Genomic DNA, 19,936 nt, shown 5'->3' with positions numbered 1-19,936 from the left:
CTGCTTGCAGGCTTGCTGTAGCGCTCCCCTTCGCTGAAACACCTTAGCTGACCAACAACAGCATGACCGAAACCAGCACACTCATAGCCAGTGCATACAGCAGGGTATGACGGGTAATCTGGTAGGTATCAATACCATAGCGGCCATACAGCGCCAGATTGATCCCCGACAGAGGCCCGACCGCAGTCCCCACCGCCCACGAGCAGATGGACACCAGCGCCAGCAGGCTGGGATCGACATCCAGACCATTCAGCATCGCGGCAAACATGGATATGCCGATAATCGGATGCAGCCCGAGTAATGAGCTGGCAACAATAGCCAGATACATGATGACCGCCTGCACACCAGCAAAGCTGTCAAACAGCCGCCAGTCGCCCAAGCCAGCGATGACCGCCTTCCCGCCCTGAGTCAGCAACCCGGCGGACAGGAACAGCAGTATTTCATTCACCATCCGTGGCAGCCTGTCTTCGATATGGCCGCTGACACGCTGCACTACCACCCGCACCTGCCCAGCACTTCTGTGCAGCCCGACCATCACGGCCATGAGCGGAGCAAGCAAGGTAATCAGAGTTAGAATAGGCAGCGGTGGGTAGCAATGATGTAGCAGCAGTACCGCAGCGGCCATACTCATGGGCAGGGCCAGAGCCGCAAAGGAAACGGGGACTCCCTGAATATCCATGCTCTCGGCATTATGCTGCAACTGCCAGAAGGAGAGCCCCATCCCCAATATCGCCAGCGGAATACCCGTTAACATTACCTGAAAGACATTGGCATGTGGCGCTACGCTGAGCCCCACCGCCATGGCAGCGTAAAACGGCGACCAGAATGCTCCCAGTGAGGATGCCCGGCTGAGAATCAGTGACTGCCCGAGATTAAGCTTGCCACCTGCGGCCATGCGGTCACCAAAAATAAAGGCAGCAGACATGTTGATGACCGAACCGAACAGATGTACCCCGAGCAACGTTGTGAATATGCTCCTTCCCTGACCGGGTTGACGTACTAGCGTGCTGGTCGGCGCGATCAGGGCAAGAAAGCTGACTGCCGCAACCATACCTACCAGACTGACATTGGCCGACAGAAAGGTCTCCAGCGTCAGAGGCTGACCATGCAGCGCGCCATATCCTATCCCCGCGAGGCCGACGGCCATCAGCACCAGCGACTGGCGCAAGTTGCGGGAGGCGACATTAGCAGCCAGTAACAGCGCTCCTCCCCACAGGCACAGCCCGGCAGTCCAGATCGGCACTGGCGATCCCGGCCAAGCGCTGAGACAACTCAAGACGATCCCGGCAAAAATAGCGTAGGCGGCAACCTGCCTGCGCATACCTGTCACTCCCTGGTTCACGGACGACCACTCCCTACCTGGCAGACATCTGTATTACAGACACGCAACTACCCTTCAGACCTGGCCGGTCTCAAAACCGAAACCGCGATGGTGAGAACGGTCGCATGTCAAACTCCGGCTGCTCACCATCAATCAATGCAGCCAGCGCCTTGGCACTGACAGGGCCGGTACTGAAACCGACATGCTGATGCCCCGTCGCCAGCCAGACGCCCGGCACACCCGGCAAGGCGCCAAGAATGGGCAAAGCATCCGGCGTTGATGGCCTGTTTCCCTGCCAGAGCGGTGAAACCGGCTGAGACGCCAGAGGCAAAGCCTCCTGCACTCGTGGCAATACCTGTTGCAACTGCAAGGGTTCTGCCTGCCTGGCGATGTCCAACAGATGGCTTCCGGAAGTCACCCGCACACCGTTGTCGGTCGGCGTCATCACATAAGCAGACTCGACGTCATAAAACGGTCGATGGGGTAACACACCGGCCTGGGGCAGATAGTGATAATGACTACCGCGCTCGTAGCAGATCGGCAACTGCCAGCCATAAGGCTTGAGCAGCTGATTACTCCATGGGCCGGCAGCCAGCACCAGCTGGTCAGCGTGCTCGGCAAAACTGTTCACCCCCTGCTGGATGGATACGACGAACTCCCCGCCGACCTGTCGTGCATCGGTCACCGTCCCCTGTCGTATCACGCCGCCCTGCGCTACAAACGCAGCGGCATAGGCCTGAACCACCGCGCCCGGGTTATCCACGGAAGCCGTATCGGTCACCAGAATGCCCTTGTTGAAAATCGGTTGTAGCGCAGGTTCCAGCGCCTGGATCTGTTCGCGTTCCACGATCTGATAGCTGACGCCGAAATGATCGTAGATCCGGCGCTCGTAGGCACTGGAGTCGAAACGTTCGGCATGGCGATAGAGCTTGAGCCAGCCATTTTCCCGCAGGCGTGGCAACACATCCGCCTCCTGCATCAGCGCTTTATGAACTGGTAAGGCACGCGTCATCAGCTCATTCAGCGCTGCCGCAGCGCGCAATGTCTGTTCATCACGGGCATTGGCCAGAAAACGTGCCAGCCACCAGCTGTGGCGAGCCAGATACAGGGGGTCGTAACGTACCGCCGCAGAGTGGTTCCCCAGATAGCCGGGCAAGCTCTTCCACAGTCGTGGATTATTCAACGGCAGAATAGAGCCTCGGGTAATCACTCCGGCATTGCCATAGGAGGTTTCTACGCCAATTTCACGCCGCTCCACCAGCGTCACTTGCCAGCCACGCTTCAATAAGAACCAGGCACAGCACACACCCACCATGCCGCCACCAATGACTACCACTTTTCCTTTCATTTGCACCTGGAATCCTGAACCGCTACTGTCGGTTATTGCCCTACACCCTGTCTCATCCTGGAAGGCGCCCTGCATGAGGTCGGCCTGCTGGCTGTGACGCGTTGTCTTGAGTCATCCTGACCCCGAAGAACGTCCTCACGTTCCAGGCATGCCATTTCCCTGGCATTTTGTCTCAGCCACCCACTATTTTCCCTAATGACGACTACTCCGCCATGATAACTATCGAGCCCAGCCAACCTTTCGGAAGTATCACCACTCCAGAAGGTGCAACCCAGCCCCGTCTGGGGGTCATTATGCTGAACACCCACTTTCCGCGACTACCTGGCGACGTTGGCAATCCGCAGACCTTTGCCTTCCCCAGCCAGTATGTCCGCGTCCAGACAGCTACCGTGGACCGGGTCATCAGTGCTCAGGGGGTGCAACCAGATGTCGCCGAGGCAATCCTGCAGGCAGCCATACAGCTTGAACAGCAAGGCGTGGAGCTGATCGTCACTTCCTGCGGCTTTCTCGGTGAGCTGCAGGGCTCCATCGAATCACGCACCCATACGCCACTGCTCAGCAGCTCACTGATGCTCGTGCCATTGCTACGCAATGTATTCGGTCGTCAGGCAAGGCTAGGAGTCCTGACCTTCGACAGCCGAAAACTCAAGCCACTGCACTTCAACGGCCATCATGATCAATGGATCGATATTGAGGGAATTGAAGGCGGGCAGGAATTGCACCGGGTCATCAGCCAGGACTTGCCAGCGCTTGACCCTCTGCGGGCAGAAGCGGACGTCCTCGCTGCGGTGGATCGCCTGCTGCACCATAATCCAGCCGCCCTGTTACTGGAGTGCACCAATTTATCACCCTATATCGAGGCTATCCGCCAGCATAGCGGCCTGCCTGTGTTCGATCTGATTCAGGCCATCCACTGGCTTCTGGCGGCCAAAGGCTAACGCTCATAGCAACAGGGCAGCGTATGAGCTGCCCTGCTTTATTTACACATCACACGCCATCAGCCCCTGTACTACATGGCCTTGGGCAGGAAGGTAGCAATACCCGGGAACCACACCAGTAACACCACCGCCAGCACCATCAGCAGGAACATTGGGAAGGCTGCGCGCGCAATAAAGCCCATGTCATGCCCCGTCATGCCCTGCAGCACAAACAGGTTAAAGCCCACAGGCGGAGTAATCTGCGCCATTTCCACCACCAGCATCAGGTAGATACCAAACCAGATCATGTCAAAACCAGCCTGTCGCACCAGCGGTTCGATAACGGCCATGGTCAGCACAATGGAAGAAATACCATCAAGGAAGCAGCCCAGAATGATGTAGAACACCGTCAGGATCACGATCAGCATCAGTGGTGACAGATGCATGCCCGCGATCAGTTCTGCCAGATTGCGAGGCAGTCCGGTAAAACCCATGGCCAGCGACAGGAAGCTGGAGCCCATCAGGATAAAGGCGATCATGCAGCTGGTGCGCACCGCCCCCATCAGGGACTGGCGAAATCCTTCCCAGCCGAAGCCGCCCTGTAATGTGGCCATGATCAGAGCACCGACTACCCCCAGCACCGCCGACTCGGTCGCCGTAGCTACACCGGTATAGATAGAACCAATGACCATCAGGATCAGGGCAAACACCGGGAGCAGATGATACAGGCCAAGCAGTTTGTCTTTCAGGGTAAAGGCCAGCTCTTCACGATTGGACTGATCTCCACGGAGCCAGGCACTGATTGCCACATAGCTCATGAACAGGGCCGCCAGCATAATGCCCGGCAGAATACCTGCCATAAACAGCTTGGCAATGGACTCGTTAACCGTAACACCATAGATGATCATGGTAATGGAAGGCGGAATCAGCAGCCCCAGGGTACCGGCACCGGCCAACGTACCGACGATCATGCCCTCAGGATAATGACGAAGACGCAGCTCGGGGATGGACATCTTGCCGACAGTCACCGCCGTTGCTGCAGACGAGCCCGAAATGGCGGCGAAAATTGCCGAACCCGCGACATTCACATGCAGCAGACCACCAGGCAGCCTGCTCATCAGCGGCGTCAGCCCTTTGAATAACGTATCTGACAGCTTGGAGCGGAACAGGATTTCCCCCATCCACACAAAGAGCGGCAGCGAGGTCAGCGTCCATGAGGAGTTGACGCCCCAGATGGTCATGGCCATGGAGTCACCCACCGGACGATTGGTAAACAGCTCCATACCTACGACTGCGCATCCCAGCAGGCTGAAACCCACCCACACGCTGGAACCCAACAAAAAGAACAGTGCTGCAAGGAACACCACCGTCAACATGACTTCGTTCATGTATTAACCTCCGATGGCTTTTTCATGGGCGCGCAACTCCGCTTCAGCGGCAGTCAGCTGCGAGCCAACAAAGCGTCCGGTAATCAACCGGCAAAGATGCTCGAAAAAGGAATGTACGACGCTGAGAGCCAGCACCGCCGCACCAAAAGCGGTAACGGCCTGAGGAATGTAGAGCTGCATCTGATCCCCCCCCTCACTGACTTCACCGAAATCCCAGGACATATAGGAGAGATTAACCAGATACCAGGCGAGATAAAGTGCAGCGGCACTGCCGAAGGCCAGACAGCCCAGCTCGATCCAGCGCTGCGTCTGACTGCCAAAACGCTCAATTACCAGACTGACGCGAATGTGCCCTCCGGCGCGGAAGGTATAGGCCAGGCCCAGACAATTGGCTGCGCCCATAAGATAGGCCGAATATTCGGTGATACCACCGATGTAGCTACCCAAGATACGCGCGATGATGCTGATGATGACGCACGCCGCCATGCCCATCAGACACAGGGCTGCCAATGCGCCGCAAAAACGATAGAACCCATCCAGTACTGACTGGACCCGGCACAACCACCCCATGGGCGCTCTCCCGTCTTCTTGCTCCAGCAGACTGAAGCGCGATGCAGATACCCGCCCCCCCCTTTCTGGAGCCTGTATTGCTGTTAAGCTGATACATGTCCAGTGATTCTGGAGGCAGGCACCGTATTGATGTCAGGAAAGCACAGCTCCCCCAAACACGGCCTGAGAACGTAATACCACGCCCCATCACCGACGACTGATATCACTGATGGGGCTACCAGGATTACATCTTGTTGTAAGCGTCGATCGCTTCCTGACCATTGCTGCCGGACTTTTTCAGCCAGTCACTCAGCACTTCCTTACCAATCTTTTCGAAGCCGGTAGTCACAGCCTCAGGTGCTGCCAGCGTCTGCATGCCATTGGCTTTCAGCTGGTCCTTGTACCAGCCGGTCAGCTCTTTGGCTTTGTCCCAGCCAGCCTTTTCCGCATGATCAGCCGCTTCCTGCATCACTTTCTGTGTTTCGGGGCTGAGTTTGTCCCAGGCTTTCAGGTTGACGAAGACCATGTTCTTCGGCAGCCAGGCTTGCACGTCGTACCAGTAGTTAACGTACTCCCACAATTTGGTGTCGTAACCGGTCGAAGCGGAAGAAATCATGCTTTCAGCAACACCAGTGGCAAATGCCTGTGAAACTTCAGCTGCTTCGATTTTGGTCGGTACCGCTCCCATCAGCTGGGCCACCTGATCAGTCATCGGGCTGTAAGCACGGAACTTGACGCCTTTCATGTCATCCAGCGAGGTCAGTGCTTTTTTGGTGTACAAACCCTGTGGTGGCCAGGGTACGGTGTAAAGCAGTTTGACCCCCTTCTCTGCCATCACTTTTTCCAGTGCAGGCTTGGAGGCCTGATACAGCTTCCAGCTGGCATCAAAACTGGTCGCAATGAAGGGCACCGCATCAATTTCAAAGATAGGATCTTCGTTACCCAGAGAAGACATCAGGCGCTCACCAATCGGTGCCAGCCCACGACGAACAGCACCAAAAATTTCACCGCCCTTGAACAACGAACCATTAGGATGGGTAACGATGTTGATTTCGCTGCCCGCTTTTTCATTCACCTCTTTGGCGAAAGCGGCAGCTGTTTCAGAGTGATAGTTCGTTGCCGGATACGCCAACGGCATATCCCAGGTATCTGCCGACCAGACATATTGGCTCACGCTGATCGCCAGAACGCCAACGGCACCCAACAACACCTTTCCGGCTTTTTTTGCTGTGCTGCTCTTCACAAATTTTCCCTCTCTGTCACTACGTTGATAATCATCGGGAGTATCGGCGACACCTCTTGGTGCAGCTTCTGGCTCTTGGCCTTTAACTAAACGCGCCACCGGTTGGACAGATTTAGCTGACAGCGCCGCCCACATCTCTGGCAGCGACGCTTTGTAACGTCAGACCACAAATTGCATGCATTATTTGCTCAACAATCTGACACGAGCAGAAACCATGCCATAAACACAACAAAACACGACAGCTCAACGACTTCATTAGTCGACCATCGTTCACGAAAAGTGGTCTGGCAGTGGATGGACGCTATAGCCATAAACTAGAGCCAGCGCAGAAAATCTGTATAAGCGCTTATATCCCGATAACGCTAGAGTGGACATATCCCATAAGGTTTTTGACCACCTCACCTCATTTGTCGCAATCACCTGCGACCCAGGTTGGCCAGACCTGCTGCCAGCATCTCGAGATACGGAAGCAATCGATGTTCAAAGGTGTTACAGAAAGCCCGCTTTCACTCTGGTCTGCCAGCGCTCCTGCTGCGCCAGCAACCAGCCCTCTAGTCATGTCCATTGATGTAGATGTCGCCATTGTCGGGGGGGGCTTTACCGGCCTTTCCACCGCATTGCATCTGGCTGAGCAGGGCAGCAAGGTTGCGATACTGGAAGCCCAGGGCCTTGGACATGGTGGCTCAGGTCGTAATGTCGGCCTCGCCAATGCAGGTCTGTGGCTCGAACCTGATCAGATGGATGCTGCACTGGGCAAGGCTGCTGCTGATCGGCTGTATCGCTTTCTCGCCGATGCGCCCAATGTGGTGTACGGGCTGATTGAGCGTCATCAGATTCAATGTGAAGCAGTCCGCAATGGCACCTTGCATCTGGGCCATTCCGCCAAAGGAGTGCAGGAACTGGAACGACGCCACCGCCAGCTGGTGGCTCGTGGCGCGCCAGTTGAACTGAAGGACCGAGCCGAAACCCAGCGCCTGACCGGATCTCCCCTGTATCAGGGAGCACTGTTCGACCCTCGAGCGGGCACTATCCAGCCTCTGGCCTATGCCCGTGGTCTGGCAACAGCCGCTATTGGTGCTGGCGCGCAGCTTTTTACCCAGAGTCCGGTTACCGATATTCAGCGCCAGGGTGAACATTGGTTACTTAAATCCCCACAAGGGCAGGTCAAAGCGAACAAGGTTGTCATTGCTACCAATGCTTATACAGAGCTGCTGTTCCCGGAATTGAAGCAGAGCTTTGTCCCCATTTATTATTTCCAGTACGCCAGCAAACCGCTGACGGAGCAGCAGCTGAGTCGCATCCTGCCCGAGCGCCAGGGCTGCTGGGATACCCGAACCGTCATGTGTTCGTTCCGCATGGATCAGGCCGGTCGGTTAGTATTAGGCAGCATGGGCAACCTGCTGCAAGGTGACAAACTGCGGCACTGGAGTGATCGCATGACGAGCAAACTGTTCCCCTGGCTGGGACCAGTAGCGTGGGACTATCGCTGGGTCGGACAAATTGCCTACAGCAATGATCACCTGCCCCACTTCCATCAGCTGGCTGATGGTATCTACACCTGTATGGGCTACAGTGGTCGCGGCATTGGTCCGGGCACTACATTGGGCAAAGCGATGGCAGGCTACCTGCTTGGCGACAAGGACGCCATGCCAATCTCCCCTACCAGCGTTGACACCATAAGCTGGCGAGATTTACGTCACGCGTTCTATGAAACCGGGGCACGGGTATATCACGCCAGGCAGTGCCTTATCTGAGATCGTGAACAGGTGCCAAGTCAAATACTCACATAACCCAATGGCCTTTACTTGTGAGCCCTCCGCAAAAAGTAAAGGCCAGCGTATTACTCGATACAATTACGCCTCATAAAGAAGCACACACAACACCGACGCTGCACCATATTGGCGACAAACTAACCCCTGCGCCAATCCCAATACCGTGTCTGACCCAGGCTTCATAAGCTATACACATCGGTCAGAACAAATCGCGCCATTCATGAAGTTGCACCATCCGCAATAAAGGTTGCACCTCTTAAACCATTAATCGTTGAACGATTAAAAATCGATATAACCTAAAAAAGTGAAAGGAATACCACCTTAGCACCAAGGTGTTACTTTCTACGTGTTACCAAAAGGAGCAACTCAGCAGAGAGTTGAAACTACACACCCGACTTCGACAACTTGTTACCAAAACTCCCCACCCCCTGGTTAATACCGCGAATACACCGGAAAGAACTACAGGATCAAGTCCACCTTTGGCTAAAAATTGCATTTTTTTAAACATTTCAAAAAAGAGGTAATCGCTATTTTTTTAACTTTTACACCGTGAAATCACCATAAAAAAATCAATACATCCAGATAATCAAGCACAACCGCTGATGGTGCATATTTCAATTACTCGCACCACATACGCGCACAATTTGTTGATTTTATTTAACAAAGAAAGTCAGCAATTCATTTCACTGCACCGAGCACACACATTTTCACGACACAAACTCAACAAAATACTCCGGTGAAGAATCTCACTCTCGCATCGGCAGCCATAAAGCTTTTCTGCTACAACTAAATACGCATTCGAACAAAACAGTTTGAAAAAAACTGGAATAGTTCTTGCTAAACTTAAAGCGTACTACTGCTGCTACGCACTACTGACGGTAGTAGAAGGTGCTTAATTAAAGAAACGGAACAACCTGTTGGAGTTATTCTCATGTCTAAATCCGTTCTGAAGAAAACCTTAGTTTCTCTTGCTGTAGCCTCTTCTTTTGCAGCTTTCGCTGCACACGCCGACATCAAAGTCGGTATCGCCGGCCCCATGACTGGGGCCTATGCTGCGTTCGGTGAGCAGCTGTGGAAAGGTGCATCTCAGGCAGCGGAAGACATCAACGCAGCGGGTGGTATCAACGGCGAGAAACTGGTGCTGGTTAAAGCTGACGATGCTTGCGAACCCAAACAAGCCGTATCTGTAGCCAACCGTCTGGTCGACTCGGACCAGGTTGCCGGTGTAATCGGTCACTTCTGTTCTTCTTCTTCTATCCCTGCTTCCGAAATCTATGACGAAGGCGGCATCAGCGAAATCACCCCAGCTTCCACCAACCCTCAGTACACCGAGCGCGGTCTGCCTGGCGTGTTCCGTACCTGTGGTCGTGACGACCAGCAAGGTACCGTAGCGGCTGACTACATCATCGACAAACTGAAAGCCACCAAAGTGGCCGTTATTCACGACAAAGACACCTATGGCCAGGGCCTGGCTGATGCCACCAAAGCACAGCTGAACAAACGCGGCGTGACCGAAGTTATGTATGAAGGTCTGACCCGTGGTGAAAAAGACTTCAACGCTCTGGTAACCAAAATCCGTGCATCCGGTGCTGAAGTAGTTTACTTCGGTGGTCTGCATGCCGAAGCCGGGGCTCTGGTTCACCAGCTGCGCGATCAGGGCTTCACCGGTGGTTTCATGTCGGGTGACGGTATCACTTCAGAAGAGTTCGTGACTGCCGCAGGCGGCCCCAAGTACGTCGACGGCGTATACATGACTTTCGGTGCTGACCCACGCAACAACACAGCCAGTGCTGACGTTATTGCCAAATTCCGTGCAGCTGGTTACGAGCCTGAAGGTTACACGCTGTACTCCTACGCTGCTCTGCAGGTACTGGCTGCTGGCCTGAAAGGCGCTAACGGCGACAAGACCAAGGTTGCTGAGTGGATCCACGGCAACACCGTTCCGACCGTAATGGGTGACAAGCAGTACGACGCCAAAGGCGACCTGACTGTTTCTGACTATGTAATGTACGAGTGGCACGCTGACGGCAAGTACACCGAAACCACTAACTAATACGCCGCAGCACAAGACCCTGCCACGCCTCAGGCGGGCAGGGTTTTTAGTTACAGAATTACTATAAGGTACATGAGGTCAGACAATGGACATTGTTCTGCAACAACTGGTTAACGGCTTGACGCTTGGGTCCGTTTACGGACTGATCGCCGTTGGCTACACCATGGTATACGGCATCATCGGCATGATTAACTTTGCCCATGGCGACGTCTACATGGTGTCCGCTTACATCACAGCCATTGTTCTTGCACTGCTAAGCTTCTTTGGCATCCACTCCTTTCCGGTGGTTATTCTTTTCACACTACTTTTAACCATCATCATTACCGGCGTTTATGGATGGACCATTGAACGCGTTGCCTACCGTCCACTGCGCAACTCCACTCGTCTGGCTCCGCTCATCTCTGCTATCGGTATGTCGCTGATCTTGCAGAACTACGTACAGATTGCTCAGGGCGCACGTTCACAAGGTGTTCCTACCCTGCTGGACGGCACCCTGCGCATGCATATTGGTGATGGCTACGTACAGCTCACCTACATGAAAGTCTTCATTCTGGTTGCTGCCTTCTCCGGCATGGGCATCCTGACCTACATCATCCAGAAAACCACTCTGGGCCGGATGTGCCGTGCGACCCAACAAGATCGCAAGATGGCGTCCATCCTGGGCATCAACACCGACCGCATCATTTCCTACGTATTTGTTATCGGCGCAGCCATGGCAGCCCTGGCAGGTGTATTGATCACTCTGGACTACGGCAGCTTTGACTTCTTTGTTGGCTTCGTCATTGGCGTCAAGGCCTTCACCGCAGCCGTTCTCGGAGGCATCGGATCACTGCCGGGTGCCATGCTGGGGGGGGTCATTCTGGGTCTCGCCGAGTCACTGTTCTCGGGTCTGGTCAATACCGACTACAAGGACGTGTTTGCCTTCGGTCTGCTGGTCACCATCCTGATCTTCCGCCCAAGTGGTCTGCTCGGCAAACCTGCAGTAGAAAAGGTGTAACTCCATGTCTTCATCTATCAATATCAAGAAGAGTGTCATAGACACCCTGCTGGCAGGCCTGCTGTCACTGATTGTATTCGGTCCCGTTATCGGCATTCTGCTCGACGGTTACGACTTTACCACCCGCCCTTCGCTGCTGCTGACCATGGTGGCTATCGTTATGGTTGGGCGCTTTGCCATCTCCCTGTTCGTGCAGAGCGAGAAAGGCCAGATGATGCTGTACAAGCATCAGAACAATGATGACGGCGTTATCGTTCTGCCTCCCGGCCATAAATCCAAAATGGTCTACATTGTCCCCATCGCCATCATCATTGGTCTGGTTGCTCCTTTCGTTGCCACCAAATACATTCTGACCGTACTGATTCTCGGCTTGATCTACGTACTGCTGGGCCTTGGCCTCAACATCGTGGTTGGCCTGGCGGGTCTGCTGGACCTGGGTTTCGTCGGCTTCTACGCTATTGGTGCCTACGGCCTGTCGCTGGGCTACCAGTATCTGGGCTTTGGCTTCTGGTCGATGCTGCCTCTGGCAGCCATCATGGCTGCCGTTGCCGGAGCCATACTGGGCTTCCCGGTACTGCGCATGCACGGTGACTATCTGGCTATCGTGACACTGGGTTTCGGGGAAATTATTCGCCTGATCCTGACCAACTGGACCAGCTTCACTGGCGGCCCCAACGGCGTGTACGCTCCCTTGCCCACGCTGTTCGGTCTGGAGTTTGAGCGCCGCGCCAAACAAGGCGGCACACCTTTCCATGAGTTCTTCAATCTGCCGTACGATTCAGGCTTGAAGTATGTCTTCATCTACCTGTCTCTGTTCATGGTGGTTTGCGCCGTGCTGTACATCAAGCACCGCCTGGTCAAGATGCCTATCGGTCGCGCCTGGGAAGCCCTGCGTGAAGATGAGATTGCCTGTCGCTCACTGGGCCTCAACCACGTCCTGATCAAACTGTCAGCGTTCATGATGGGCGCCTCGACGGGCGGTCTGGCCGGGGTGTTCTTCGCGACCTATCAAGGCTTCGTCAACCCGACCTCCTTCACCTTCTTCGAATCCGCATTGATTCTGGCCATCGTGGTACTGGGTGGTCTGGGTTCGACCGTGGGTGTGGTTATTGCCGCCTTTGTTCTGACTGTAACCCCCGAAATGCTGCGTGAAGTAGCAGACTTCCGTGTACTGATTTTTGGTCTGCTGATGGTAGTCATGATGATCTGGCGTCCCCGTGGTTTGGTACGCATCACTCGTACTGGCTTTGCTGTTCGGAAAGGGGTCGCATAAATGAAGCAGGACAACATCCTCACCGTTGAGCATCTGGAGATGCAGTTCGGCGGTATCAAAGCCCTGAACGACGTTAACTTTGAAATTAAACGTGGCTCTATTTCCGCCCTGATTGGCCCCAACGGGGCAGGGAAGACCACGGTATTCAACTGCCTGACCGGTTTCTATAAGGCTACCGGTGGTGCCATCACGCTGTTTGCCAATGGTAAACAGACCCGTGTGGGCAAGGTACTGGGTGAGCCTTTCCAGTCATCCGACTATGTCAATCCAGCCGCCTTTGCCAGCCGACTGCGCTACAAGATGTTCGGTGGCTCGCATCTGGTGAACCGCTCCGGTCTGGCTCGTACATTCCAGAACATCCGCTTGTTCAAAGAAATGTCCGTAGTGGAAAACCTGCTGGTAGCCCAGCACATGCAGGTCAATCGCAACCTGCTCGCGGGTATTTTCAATACCCCAGGCTATCGCAAGGCAGAAAGCCGTGCTCTGGAGCGCGCCTTCTACTGGCTGGAGGTAATGGATCTGGTTGATCACGCCAACAAACTGGCAGGCAGCATGTCCTATGGCCAGCAGCGCCGACTGGAAATTGCCCGCTCCATGTGCACCAACCCTGAACTGATCTGCCTTGACGAACCTGCTGCCGGTTTGAACCCTGCAGAAACTCACGCTCTTAGCAGCATGATTCGCGTTCTGCAGAAAGAACATAACGCTACGGTATTGTTGATCGAACACGATATGGGAATGGTAATGGATATTTCCGAGCACATTGTGGTGCTCGATCACGGTGAGGTTATCGCCCGCGGCGGCCCCGATGACATCAAGTCCAATCCGAAAGTTATCGCCGCCTACCTTGGTGCAGAAGACGATGAGGAGGTCACCCTGTGAGTAACGTAGCCTCCGAAAAGATGCTGGAGTTCAAAGACGTAGACGTGTTCTACGGTCCGATTCAGGCATTACGCCAGGTGTCCATGCACATCAACAAAGGCGAGATTGTCAGTCTGATTGGCTCCAACGGTGCGGGTAAATCCACACTGCTGATGTCCATCTTCGGTCAGCCTCGCGCAAGTGCTGGACAGATCATCTATTGTGGTCAGGAAATAACCAAGAAATCTGCCCACTTCGTCGCCTCCAACGGTATCGCCCAGTCTCCCGAAGGACGCCGCGTCTTCCCCGACATGACCGTTGAGGAAAACCTGTTGATGGGCACCATACCCATTGGGATGGCTCATGCTGATGAAGACATTCAGCACATGTTCAACCTGTTCCCTCGCCTGAAGGAACGCCGTAATCAGCGCTCTTCCACTATGTCGGGTGGTGAGCAGCAGATGCTGGCGATTGCGCGTGCCTTGATGAGCCGCCCTCGCCTGCTGTTGCTTGATGAGCCCAGCCTGGGGTTGGCGCCCATTATCGTTAAACAGATCTTCTCTATCCTGAAAGATGTGTCGGGCACTGGCATGACTATCTTCCTGGTTGAGCAGAATGCAAACCATGCTCTGAAACTGTCTGATCGTGGCTACGTCATGGTTAACGGTCAGATCAGAATGACCGGTACAGGTCAGGAGCTGCTGGTCAATCCAGAAGTGCGCGACGCCTACCTCGGCGGACATTAATCCACCGCAGCAACAGACAAGCCCTCTTCGGAGGGCTTGTCTGTATATACATACCGAGCATGTTCAGTCTGCACGCTGATAGCCACAAGACCTGAATAGCACCTGCGCTTTCTTCGCCTCTGGCCACTCTTACTTTACAAAGACGGCAACTACCTGCCTCGAACGCATCAGCAGTTGTCCATCAGGGGCATAGAGTGCGTCATCCACACAGGCAAAGCCCTCCTCGGCATAATCAAGTCTGGACTGATAGCGCAACCAGTCCTGCCCCGGAAGTACAGAGGTCTGCTGAGGAAAATCCATAGACCAACTCATACTGCTGGCCGCAGTAGGTGCTGACAACAGACTCAGGCAAGCCGGTGGCCAGGCGTCGGACAGCATCAGTAAATAGGCGGGCAGTATTGTCCCGGGCGGTTGGCGGAACCTGATCCAACCACTAATATGCGCTTCCTTGGAAGAGGTATAGGGCATAGGGCCTTCAGCCCATCGGTAGTCAAAGTGCCGGGTAAATTCTGGGGTTACTCCCGGGAGGTAAGGCAGCACCATGGCCGATTCAGGCGAGGTGAGGTTATGAGGTCGTAACGCCTGCATCTGTAGTTGCTCATCACGCGCCAGCCCCAGAGTGACTTGCATGATAACGGCTATGTTACCGTCCTGACCCGCCTCAACCTTATAGAACGATACAGATTTGCCCTGGCGCAAACATGTAATAGAGATATCAAGCTGCCCAGGCTGCACTGGAGCAATGAAGTTTAGCAAGATGCTACGCACCCTCTCACCATCACGCCTCCTCTGCGCCACAGCATGCATCATCACTGCAGCAACCAAGCCGCCAAACACCGCACGCCCCTGCCCCCATCCTTCAGGCATATTTACGATTGACCGCTCATCATGGACACGTACATCAGCAAAGTATTTATCCAGATCCATTTAAATGAACTCAATTCACGATTTAATCGCTTTACCCTAGCAGTCTTTATTCCCAACGCAATATAACCATTCGTCGCGTTGCACAGAAAACGCTCAGGCACGCTTTGGAAGGCAACAGATCAGTAAAGGCTTTGTCATCTGGGAATTGAGTAAGCATCTGGGCGATTGCTATAATCCACGGTGTTTGGGGCTTCGCCTTGAACCGTTACAACGTCTTAGGGAAAAGAAACCGGCGCCTGACAGTTACTCCGGTCACACGTAACGTGCCTTCCTGCTTTCTTACTTTTTCCTGCCATAGCTAAAACACTGGTTATTCACAGTGGGCACTAATGTGTCAGGAATAAGATCAGAATCGAGTTGGACAGAGACTTTGCTGCAGGTGCGGGCGGCAAGCTCGGCGGTGATGGCAGTACACTGAAATATAAAGCAAAAAAACCATGTTATCGAAGCACTGAAATACTGCTTTAATAAAAAGCGGCTAAGTGGCAACGATTTGTTTGTTTTTTCACATTAAGGTATGGCTGATGTTTCGAAAGAAGGAAAGTAGTGGTCGCCCATTGAGCGCCGGGATAGTCAATTGGATGATACCCAGCCTGGCAATCCTGCTTCTGATTTCCGCCCCCTCCTTCGCTGCCGACAAGGCAGAGAACTACGCAGTGAACAGCAAGTTCAACCGTGATACCGTCGTCGATCTTGCCAGAAAGCTGGCTGCCAGCCCTTACTCTCCGCCGAAATCAGCCCTGCCAGACAGTTTAAAGTCTCTCTCCTACGACGAATATCGTGACATCCAGTTTGACCCTACCCAGGCCGTTTGGGCCAATGAGGGCTTACCGTTCGAGATGCAGATGTTCCATCGGGGCGCCTACTACAAGGATCCTGTTGAAGTCGCCATTGTAGAGGACGGCACCGCGCGCCATCTTGCCTACTCACCCACGCTGTTCAAGACGGGTGATGTCATGACCAGGCCGCTGCCTATCGATGACATAGGCTTTGCTGGCTTCAATCTGCATAGCCCGATCAACCGACCGGACTTCTATGACGAAACCGTGGTATTTCAGGGCGCCAGTTACTTCCGTGCCTTAGGTAAAAACGAAGTCTATGGCCTGTCAGCCCGTGGACTGGCATTGAAGACAGCTGATCCCGAAGGTGAGGAATTCCCTATTTACCGCGCCTTCTGGATTGAGAAGCCCAGCAAGGAAAGTAACTCCATCGTCATCTATGCCTTGCTGGACAGCCAGAGTGTGACAGGGGCCTATCGCTTTACTATTCGCCCTGGCACCAATACCACCATGGACGTCGAAGCAACCCTGTTCCCTCGTGTCGATCTGAGCAAGATCGGCCTGGCTCCAGAGTCCAGCATGTATCTGTTCTCAGCCAATGGCCGTCAGGATGTCGATGACTTCCGCCCCGAAGTCCATGACTCGGATGGGTTGCTGATGGTCAATGGCCGCGGCGAACGCCTCTGGCGTCCGCTGGCCAATCCCAAGGAGTTGCAAATCAGCGCTTTCCAGGATACTGCTCCCCTTGGCTTCGGTCTGATGCAACGCGACCGCGACTTCAACAACTATCAGGATCTTGACGCTGAATACCAGCAGCGCCCCAGCCTTTGGGTTGAGCCTGTTGGCAATTGGGGAAAAGGTGCAGTGGTGCTGACCGAAATACCATCCAGTGCCGAAATTCATGACAACATCATTGCTTATTGGGCACCCACTTCTCCAATTACCGCAGGCTCAGAATACAGCTTTGCATACCGTCTTACCTGGGGGCAGGGACCACAGATTGCTCCCGGCGAGGCCAGAGTGGAGTCAACTCGCAGCGGTAAGGCTGACGGCACCGGCAACAAGCGCCTGTTCGTGGTTGATTACACCATCCCCAATACTACCGGGGTCAGCATGCCAGCCAATCGCCCCCAGGCCATGGTCAAAGCATCAAAAGGCAGCGTGAGCAATGTCGTTGTTCGTGATAACCCTCAGACAGGAGGTTATCGTGTGAGCTTTGAACTGGACCCAACTGATGCCGATCTGGTGGAACTGCGCATGGAGTTGAAGTTCGATGACGGCCGCAAAGCTGAAACCTGGATGTACAGATGGACCAACTAAGCCGTTGTATGGATAACCTGGACAACTCTCCCGCTCCAGGCACGCCACCGGAAACCCCCGGTGATATGCCCCCACAGAACCTGAAGCGCTTTAATGCCGCGGAGCAACGCCGGAAACCTGTTAACAAAGGCGGCGTACGCTCCGCCAGCTGGCGTCGCTGGCTGGTGCTGGGTAGTGCTATGGCACTGTCCGCTTATGGCATTGGTGAAATGTATGGGGTTATCTCTTTAGGCGAGATAACGTTCATCGAATACATCATTCTGGCGCTGTTTACCCTTACCTTTAGCTGGATTACGGTTGCCTTCACCAGCGCTATCGTCGGCTTTTTCTGCGTACTACGCAGAGCGAACCGCAGTCATGCCCGGCTGGAAACGCCACTTCAACATCAGACAGCCATACTGATGCCTACCTACAATGAACAGCCAGAACGCATCTTTGCGGCGATTGAGTCCATGGCACTCTCGCTGCACGAGACCGGCGAAGGCAATCATTTTGACTGGTTTGTTATCAGTGACACCACCGACCCAGAAGTCGCACTGCAGGAAGAAGCCTGCCTGATAACTATCCGTGAGCGGCTAGGCGACAAAAGCCGCATCTACTACCGCCGGCGCCGCAAGAACATTGCACGTAAAGCGGGTAACGTTGCTGACTTTTGCCGTCGCTGGGGCAAAGGATACAGCCACTTACTGGTGCTGGATGCTGACAGTCTGATGGAAGCGGGCACGATCATCGAGCTGGCACGCCGGATGGAGGCAGATCCTGACTCTGGTCTCATCCAGACCATCCCCAACCTCATCAACGGTACAACCCTGATTGCCCGGTTGCAGCAGTTTGCATCGCGCATCTATGGACCTGTAGTGGGATCAGGTTTGTCATGGTGGGTCCATAAGGAAGGTAACTTCTGGGGACATAACGCCATCATCCGCAGAGAAGCCTTTATGGATGCTGCGGGTTTGCCTGATCTGCCCGGCAAGCCGCCCTTTGGCGGTCATATTCTCAGCCATGATTTTGTCGAAGCATCACTGATCCGTCGCGCGGGCTGGAGCATTATTATTGCCGATGACCTGCCAGGTTCCTATGAAGAAAGCCCGCCCTCCATCATTGATCTGGCCGTTCGTGACCGCCGCTGGTGTCAGGGCAATCTGCAGCACTCTCGTGTGCTGACGGCCAGAGGCCTGCACTGGGTAAGCCGTAGCCACCACCTGACCGGCATCATGTCCTACCTTTCATCACCGTTGTGGTTAGCCCTGATTCTTGCGGGCCTGGCTCTGGCGTTGCAGGCGCAGTTTATTCGCCCCGAGTATTTCACCGATGAGTTCTCGCTGTTCCCCTCCTGGCCACGCATGGACGCAGCACGTGCACTCCAGTTGTTTTACTTCACCATGGCTATTCTGTTTGGCCCCAAAATCCTCGGCCTGATTGCCTTTATGACCAGCAATAAGCAGCGCAAAGCAGCAGGAGGATTCTTCCGCATACTGATTAGCTTCGTTGTAGAGGTGATTTTGTCAGCGCTGGTCGCACCTGTGATGATGCTGATACACAGCGGTGCTGTGTTCTCCATTCTGCTGGGCCGTGACAGTGGCTGGAATCCCCAGCGCCGGGATGATGGCAGCCTGCCCTTCCTTGATGTGCTGTTCCGCCATCGCTGGCACATGACTATGGGCGTGTTCCTCACCCTGGCTGCCTACCTTAACTCGCTGGACCTGCTGGCGTGGCTGTCACCAGCACTGGCAGGCATGCTGCTGTCAGTACCGCTGTCTATGGTTACCGGCTCCATGCGTATCGGGCGCTGGTTCAAAGCCGCTGGCATCATGCGTACACCAGAAGAGGCAGAGAAGCCCGCCATTCGCGAGCATACCGAAGCTATCTATGACGAATACCACGCGACGGTGCGTAGCAGCCCCAACCTGGTACAACTTGCCAGCCACGCAGATCTGGTTGAGCAGCATCTGGCCCTGATTGACCGCATCCCCCCCCGACCACGTGGGCATGTTGATGCTGTGGAAGCCATAGCAGCGATGAAAATAGAGGAAGCAGAAACCATTGAAGAGGCTGTGAAGTTCCTCGACAAGAAAGAGCAGTCGATTGTCCTGTCGACCCCCAGTCTGTTCCTGAGGCTGGCAGCCATTCCGACCAGAGCACTCGGTCCGTCTGCCGAGCAAAGCAAGCTCCAGAGTCAACTCCCTGCCTGATGTAAAGCATGGAACCCAGTACGCCCACTTCATAGTGGGCGTACTGCATTTAAATGCGAGTAATTTGATGCAGACACTTCACCACGGGATTCTGAAGAGCCGGACCCAAAACTTTACTGCCTAAAACCCAGAATGCGAAAAGGGCGATCACCTTACGGTAATCGCCCTTTCCTGAATGGGGTTGTGTAGTGGCTCAATGATTTCGGACACTCAGTAAAGCGTTATTCTAACGCGCTCAGTGAGGTGTCTT

Annotated in this window: 15 protein-coding genes; 9 read left to right on the top strand and 6 right to left on the bottom strand. The window is 54.4% G+C overall.

The window, feature by feature from the left end; translation table 11 throughout:
* Window positions 1-43: 43 nt before the first annotated feature.
* Together WH50_RS15610 and WH50_RS15605 are read right to left on the bottom strand one after the other, a co-directional pair.
* Window positions 44-1,321 carry a hypothetical protein gene (locus WH50_RS15610; RefSeq protein ID WP_110188144.1) on the bottom strand — a complete coding sequence of 426 codons (1,278 nt, stop codon included), beginning with the start codon at window positions 1,319-1,321 and terminating at the stop codon, window positions 44-46.
* A gap of 91 nt (window positions 1,322-1,412) precedes the next feature.
* Window positions 1,413-2,744 carry an NAD(P)/FAD-dependent oxidoreductase gene (locus WH50_RS15605; RefSeq protein ID WP_110188143.1) on the bottom strand — a complete coding sequence of 444 codons (1,332 nt, stop codon included), beginning with the start codon at window positions 2,742-2,744 and terminating at the stop codon, window positions 1,413-1,415.
* A gap of 137 nt (window positions 2,745-2,881) precedes the next feature.
* Here WH50_RS15605 and WH50_RS15600 point away from each other — a divergent pair, with 137 nt between their 5' ends.
* Window positions 2,882-3,607, top strand: a complete 726-nt coding sequence (locus WH50_RS15600; RefSeq protein WP_110188142.1) for an aspartate/glutamate racemase family protein — start codon at window positions 2,882-2,884, stop codon at window positions 3,605-3,607.
* Window positions 3,608-3,678: 71 nt separating this feature from the next.
* On the opposite strand, the gene WH50_RS15595 is transcribed toward WH50_RS15600, so the two are convergent.
* The 3 genes from WH50_RS15595 to WH50_RS15585 form a co-directional block, all read right to left on the bottom strand.
* Window positions 3,679-4,974, bottom strand: coding sequence for a TRAP transporter large permease (locus WH50_RS15595; RefSeq protein WP_110188141.1), 1,296 nt, complete (start codon window positions 4,972-4,974; stop codon window positions 3,679-3,681).
* 3 nt (window positions 4,975-4,977) lie between these two features.
* Complete coding sequence (locus tag WH50_RS15590; RefSeq protein WP_110188140.1) at window positions 4,978-5,544, bottom strand: TRAP transporter small permease subunit; 567 nt, start codon at window positions 5,542-5,544, stop codon at window positions 4,978-4,980.
* A 223-nt stretch (window positions 5,545-5,767) separates the two neighbouring features.
* A complete protein-coding gene (locus WH50_RS15585; protein ID WP_207780336.1) occupies window positions 5,768-6,766 on the bottom strand; it encodes a TRAP transporter substrate-binding protein in 999 nt (332 codons plus the stop codon).
* A gap of 557 nt (window positions 6,767-7,323) precedes the next feature.
* Between WH50_RS15585 and WH50_RS15580 the strand changes: the two genes are divergently transcribed.
* From WH50_RS15580 to WH50_RS15555, 6 genes are all read left to right on the top strand, one after another.
* Window positions 7,324-8,520, top strand: a complete 1,197-nt coding sequence (locus WH50_RS15580) for an NAD(P)/FAD-dependent oxidoreductase (RefSeq protein ID WP_243410126.1) — start codon at window positions 7,324-7,326, stop codon at window positions 8,518-8,520.
* A 949-nt stretch (window positions 8,521-9,469) separates the two neighbouring features.
* The gene (locus WH50_RS15575; protein WP_110188138.1) at window positions 9,470-10,591 is read left to right on the top strand and encodes a branched-chain amino acid ABC transporter substrate-binding protein; all 1,122 of its coding nucleotides are present in this window, start codon (window positions 9,470-9,472) and stop codon (window positions 10,589-10,591) included.
* Window positions 10,592-10,676: 85 nt separating this feature from the next.
* On the top strand, window positions 10,677-11,588 hold the full coding sequence (locus WH50_RS15570; RefSeq protein ID WP_110188137.1) for an ABC transporter permease subunit: 912 nt from the start codon (window positions 10,677-10,679) through the stop codon (window positions 11,586-11,588).
* A gap of 4 nt (window positions 11,589-11,592) precedes the next feature.
* Window positions 11,593-12,861 (top strand): high-affinity branched-chain amino acid ABC transporter permease LivM, encoded by a 1,269-nt coding sequence (gene livM, locus WH50_RS15565; protein WP_110188136.1) that lies wholly within the window; start codon window positions 11,593-11,595, stop codon window positions 12,859-12,861.
* Complete coding sequence (locus WH50_RS15560) at window positions 12,862-13,743, top strand: ATP-binding cassette domain-containing protein (protein ID WP_104151971.1); 882 nt, start codon at window positions 12,862-12,864, stop codon at window positions 13,741-13,743.
* A 20-nt stretch (window positions 13,744-13,763) separates the two neighbouring features.
* Window positions 13,764-14,468, top strand: a complete 705-nt coding sequence (locus WH50_RS15555; RefSeq protein ID WP_110188193.1) for an ABC transporter ATP-binding protein — start codon at window positions 13,764-13,766, stop codon at window positions 14,466-14,468.
* Window positions 14,469-14,597: 129 nt separating this feature from the next.
* On the opposite strand, the gene WH50_RS15550 is transcribed toward WH50_RS15555, so the two are convergent.
* Window positions 14,598-15,395: a thioesterase family protein gene (locus tag WH50_RS15550; RefSeq protein ID WP_110188135.1), complete on the bottom strand. Its 798-nt coding sequence runs from the start codon at window positions 15,393-15,395 to the stop codon at window positions 14,598-14,600.
* 524 nt (window positions 15,396-15,919) lie between these two features.
* Here WH50_RS15550 and WH50_RS15545 point away from each other — a divergent pair.
* Complete coding sequence (locus tag WH50_RS15545; protein WP_207780335.1) at window positions 15,920-17,494, top strand: glucan biosynthesis protein G; 1,575 nt, start codon at window positions 15,920-15,922, stop codon at window positions 17,492-17,494.
* Window positions 17,482-19,686 carry a glucans biosynthesis glucosyltransferase MdoH gene (gene mdoH, locus WH50_RS15540; RefSeq protein ID WP_207780334.1) on the top strand — a complete coding sequence of 735 codons (2,205 nt, stop codon included), beginning with the start codon at window positions 17,482-17,484 and terminating at the stop codon, window positions 19,684-19,686. Before WH50_RS15545 ends, mdoH begins: the two co-directional genes overlap by 13 nt.
* The last annotated feature ends 250 nt before the right edge of the window (window positions 19,687-19,936 follow it).

Source organism: Pokkaliibacter plantistimulans, from assembly GCF_003194385.1.
Lineage (GTDB): Bacteria > Pseudomonadota > Gammaproteobacteria > Pseudomonadales > Balneatricaceae > Pokkaliibacter > Pokkaliibacter plantistimulans.
The sequence above is the reverse complement of the archived record's forward strand: the minus strand, read 5'-3'. Positions and strand labels throughout refer to the sequence as shown.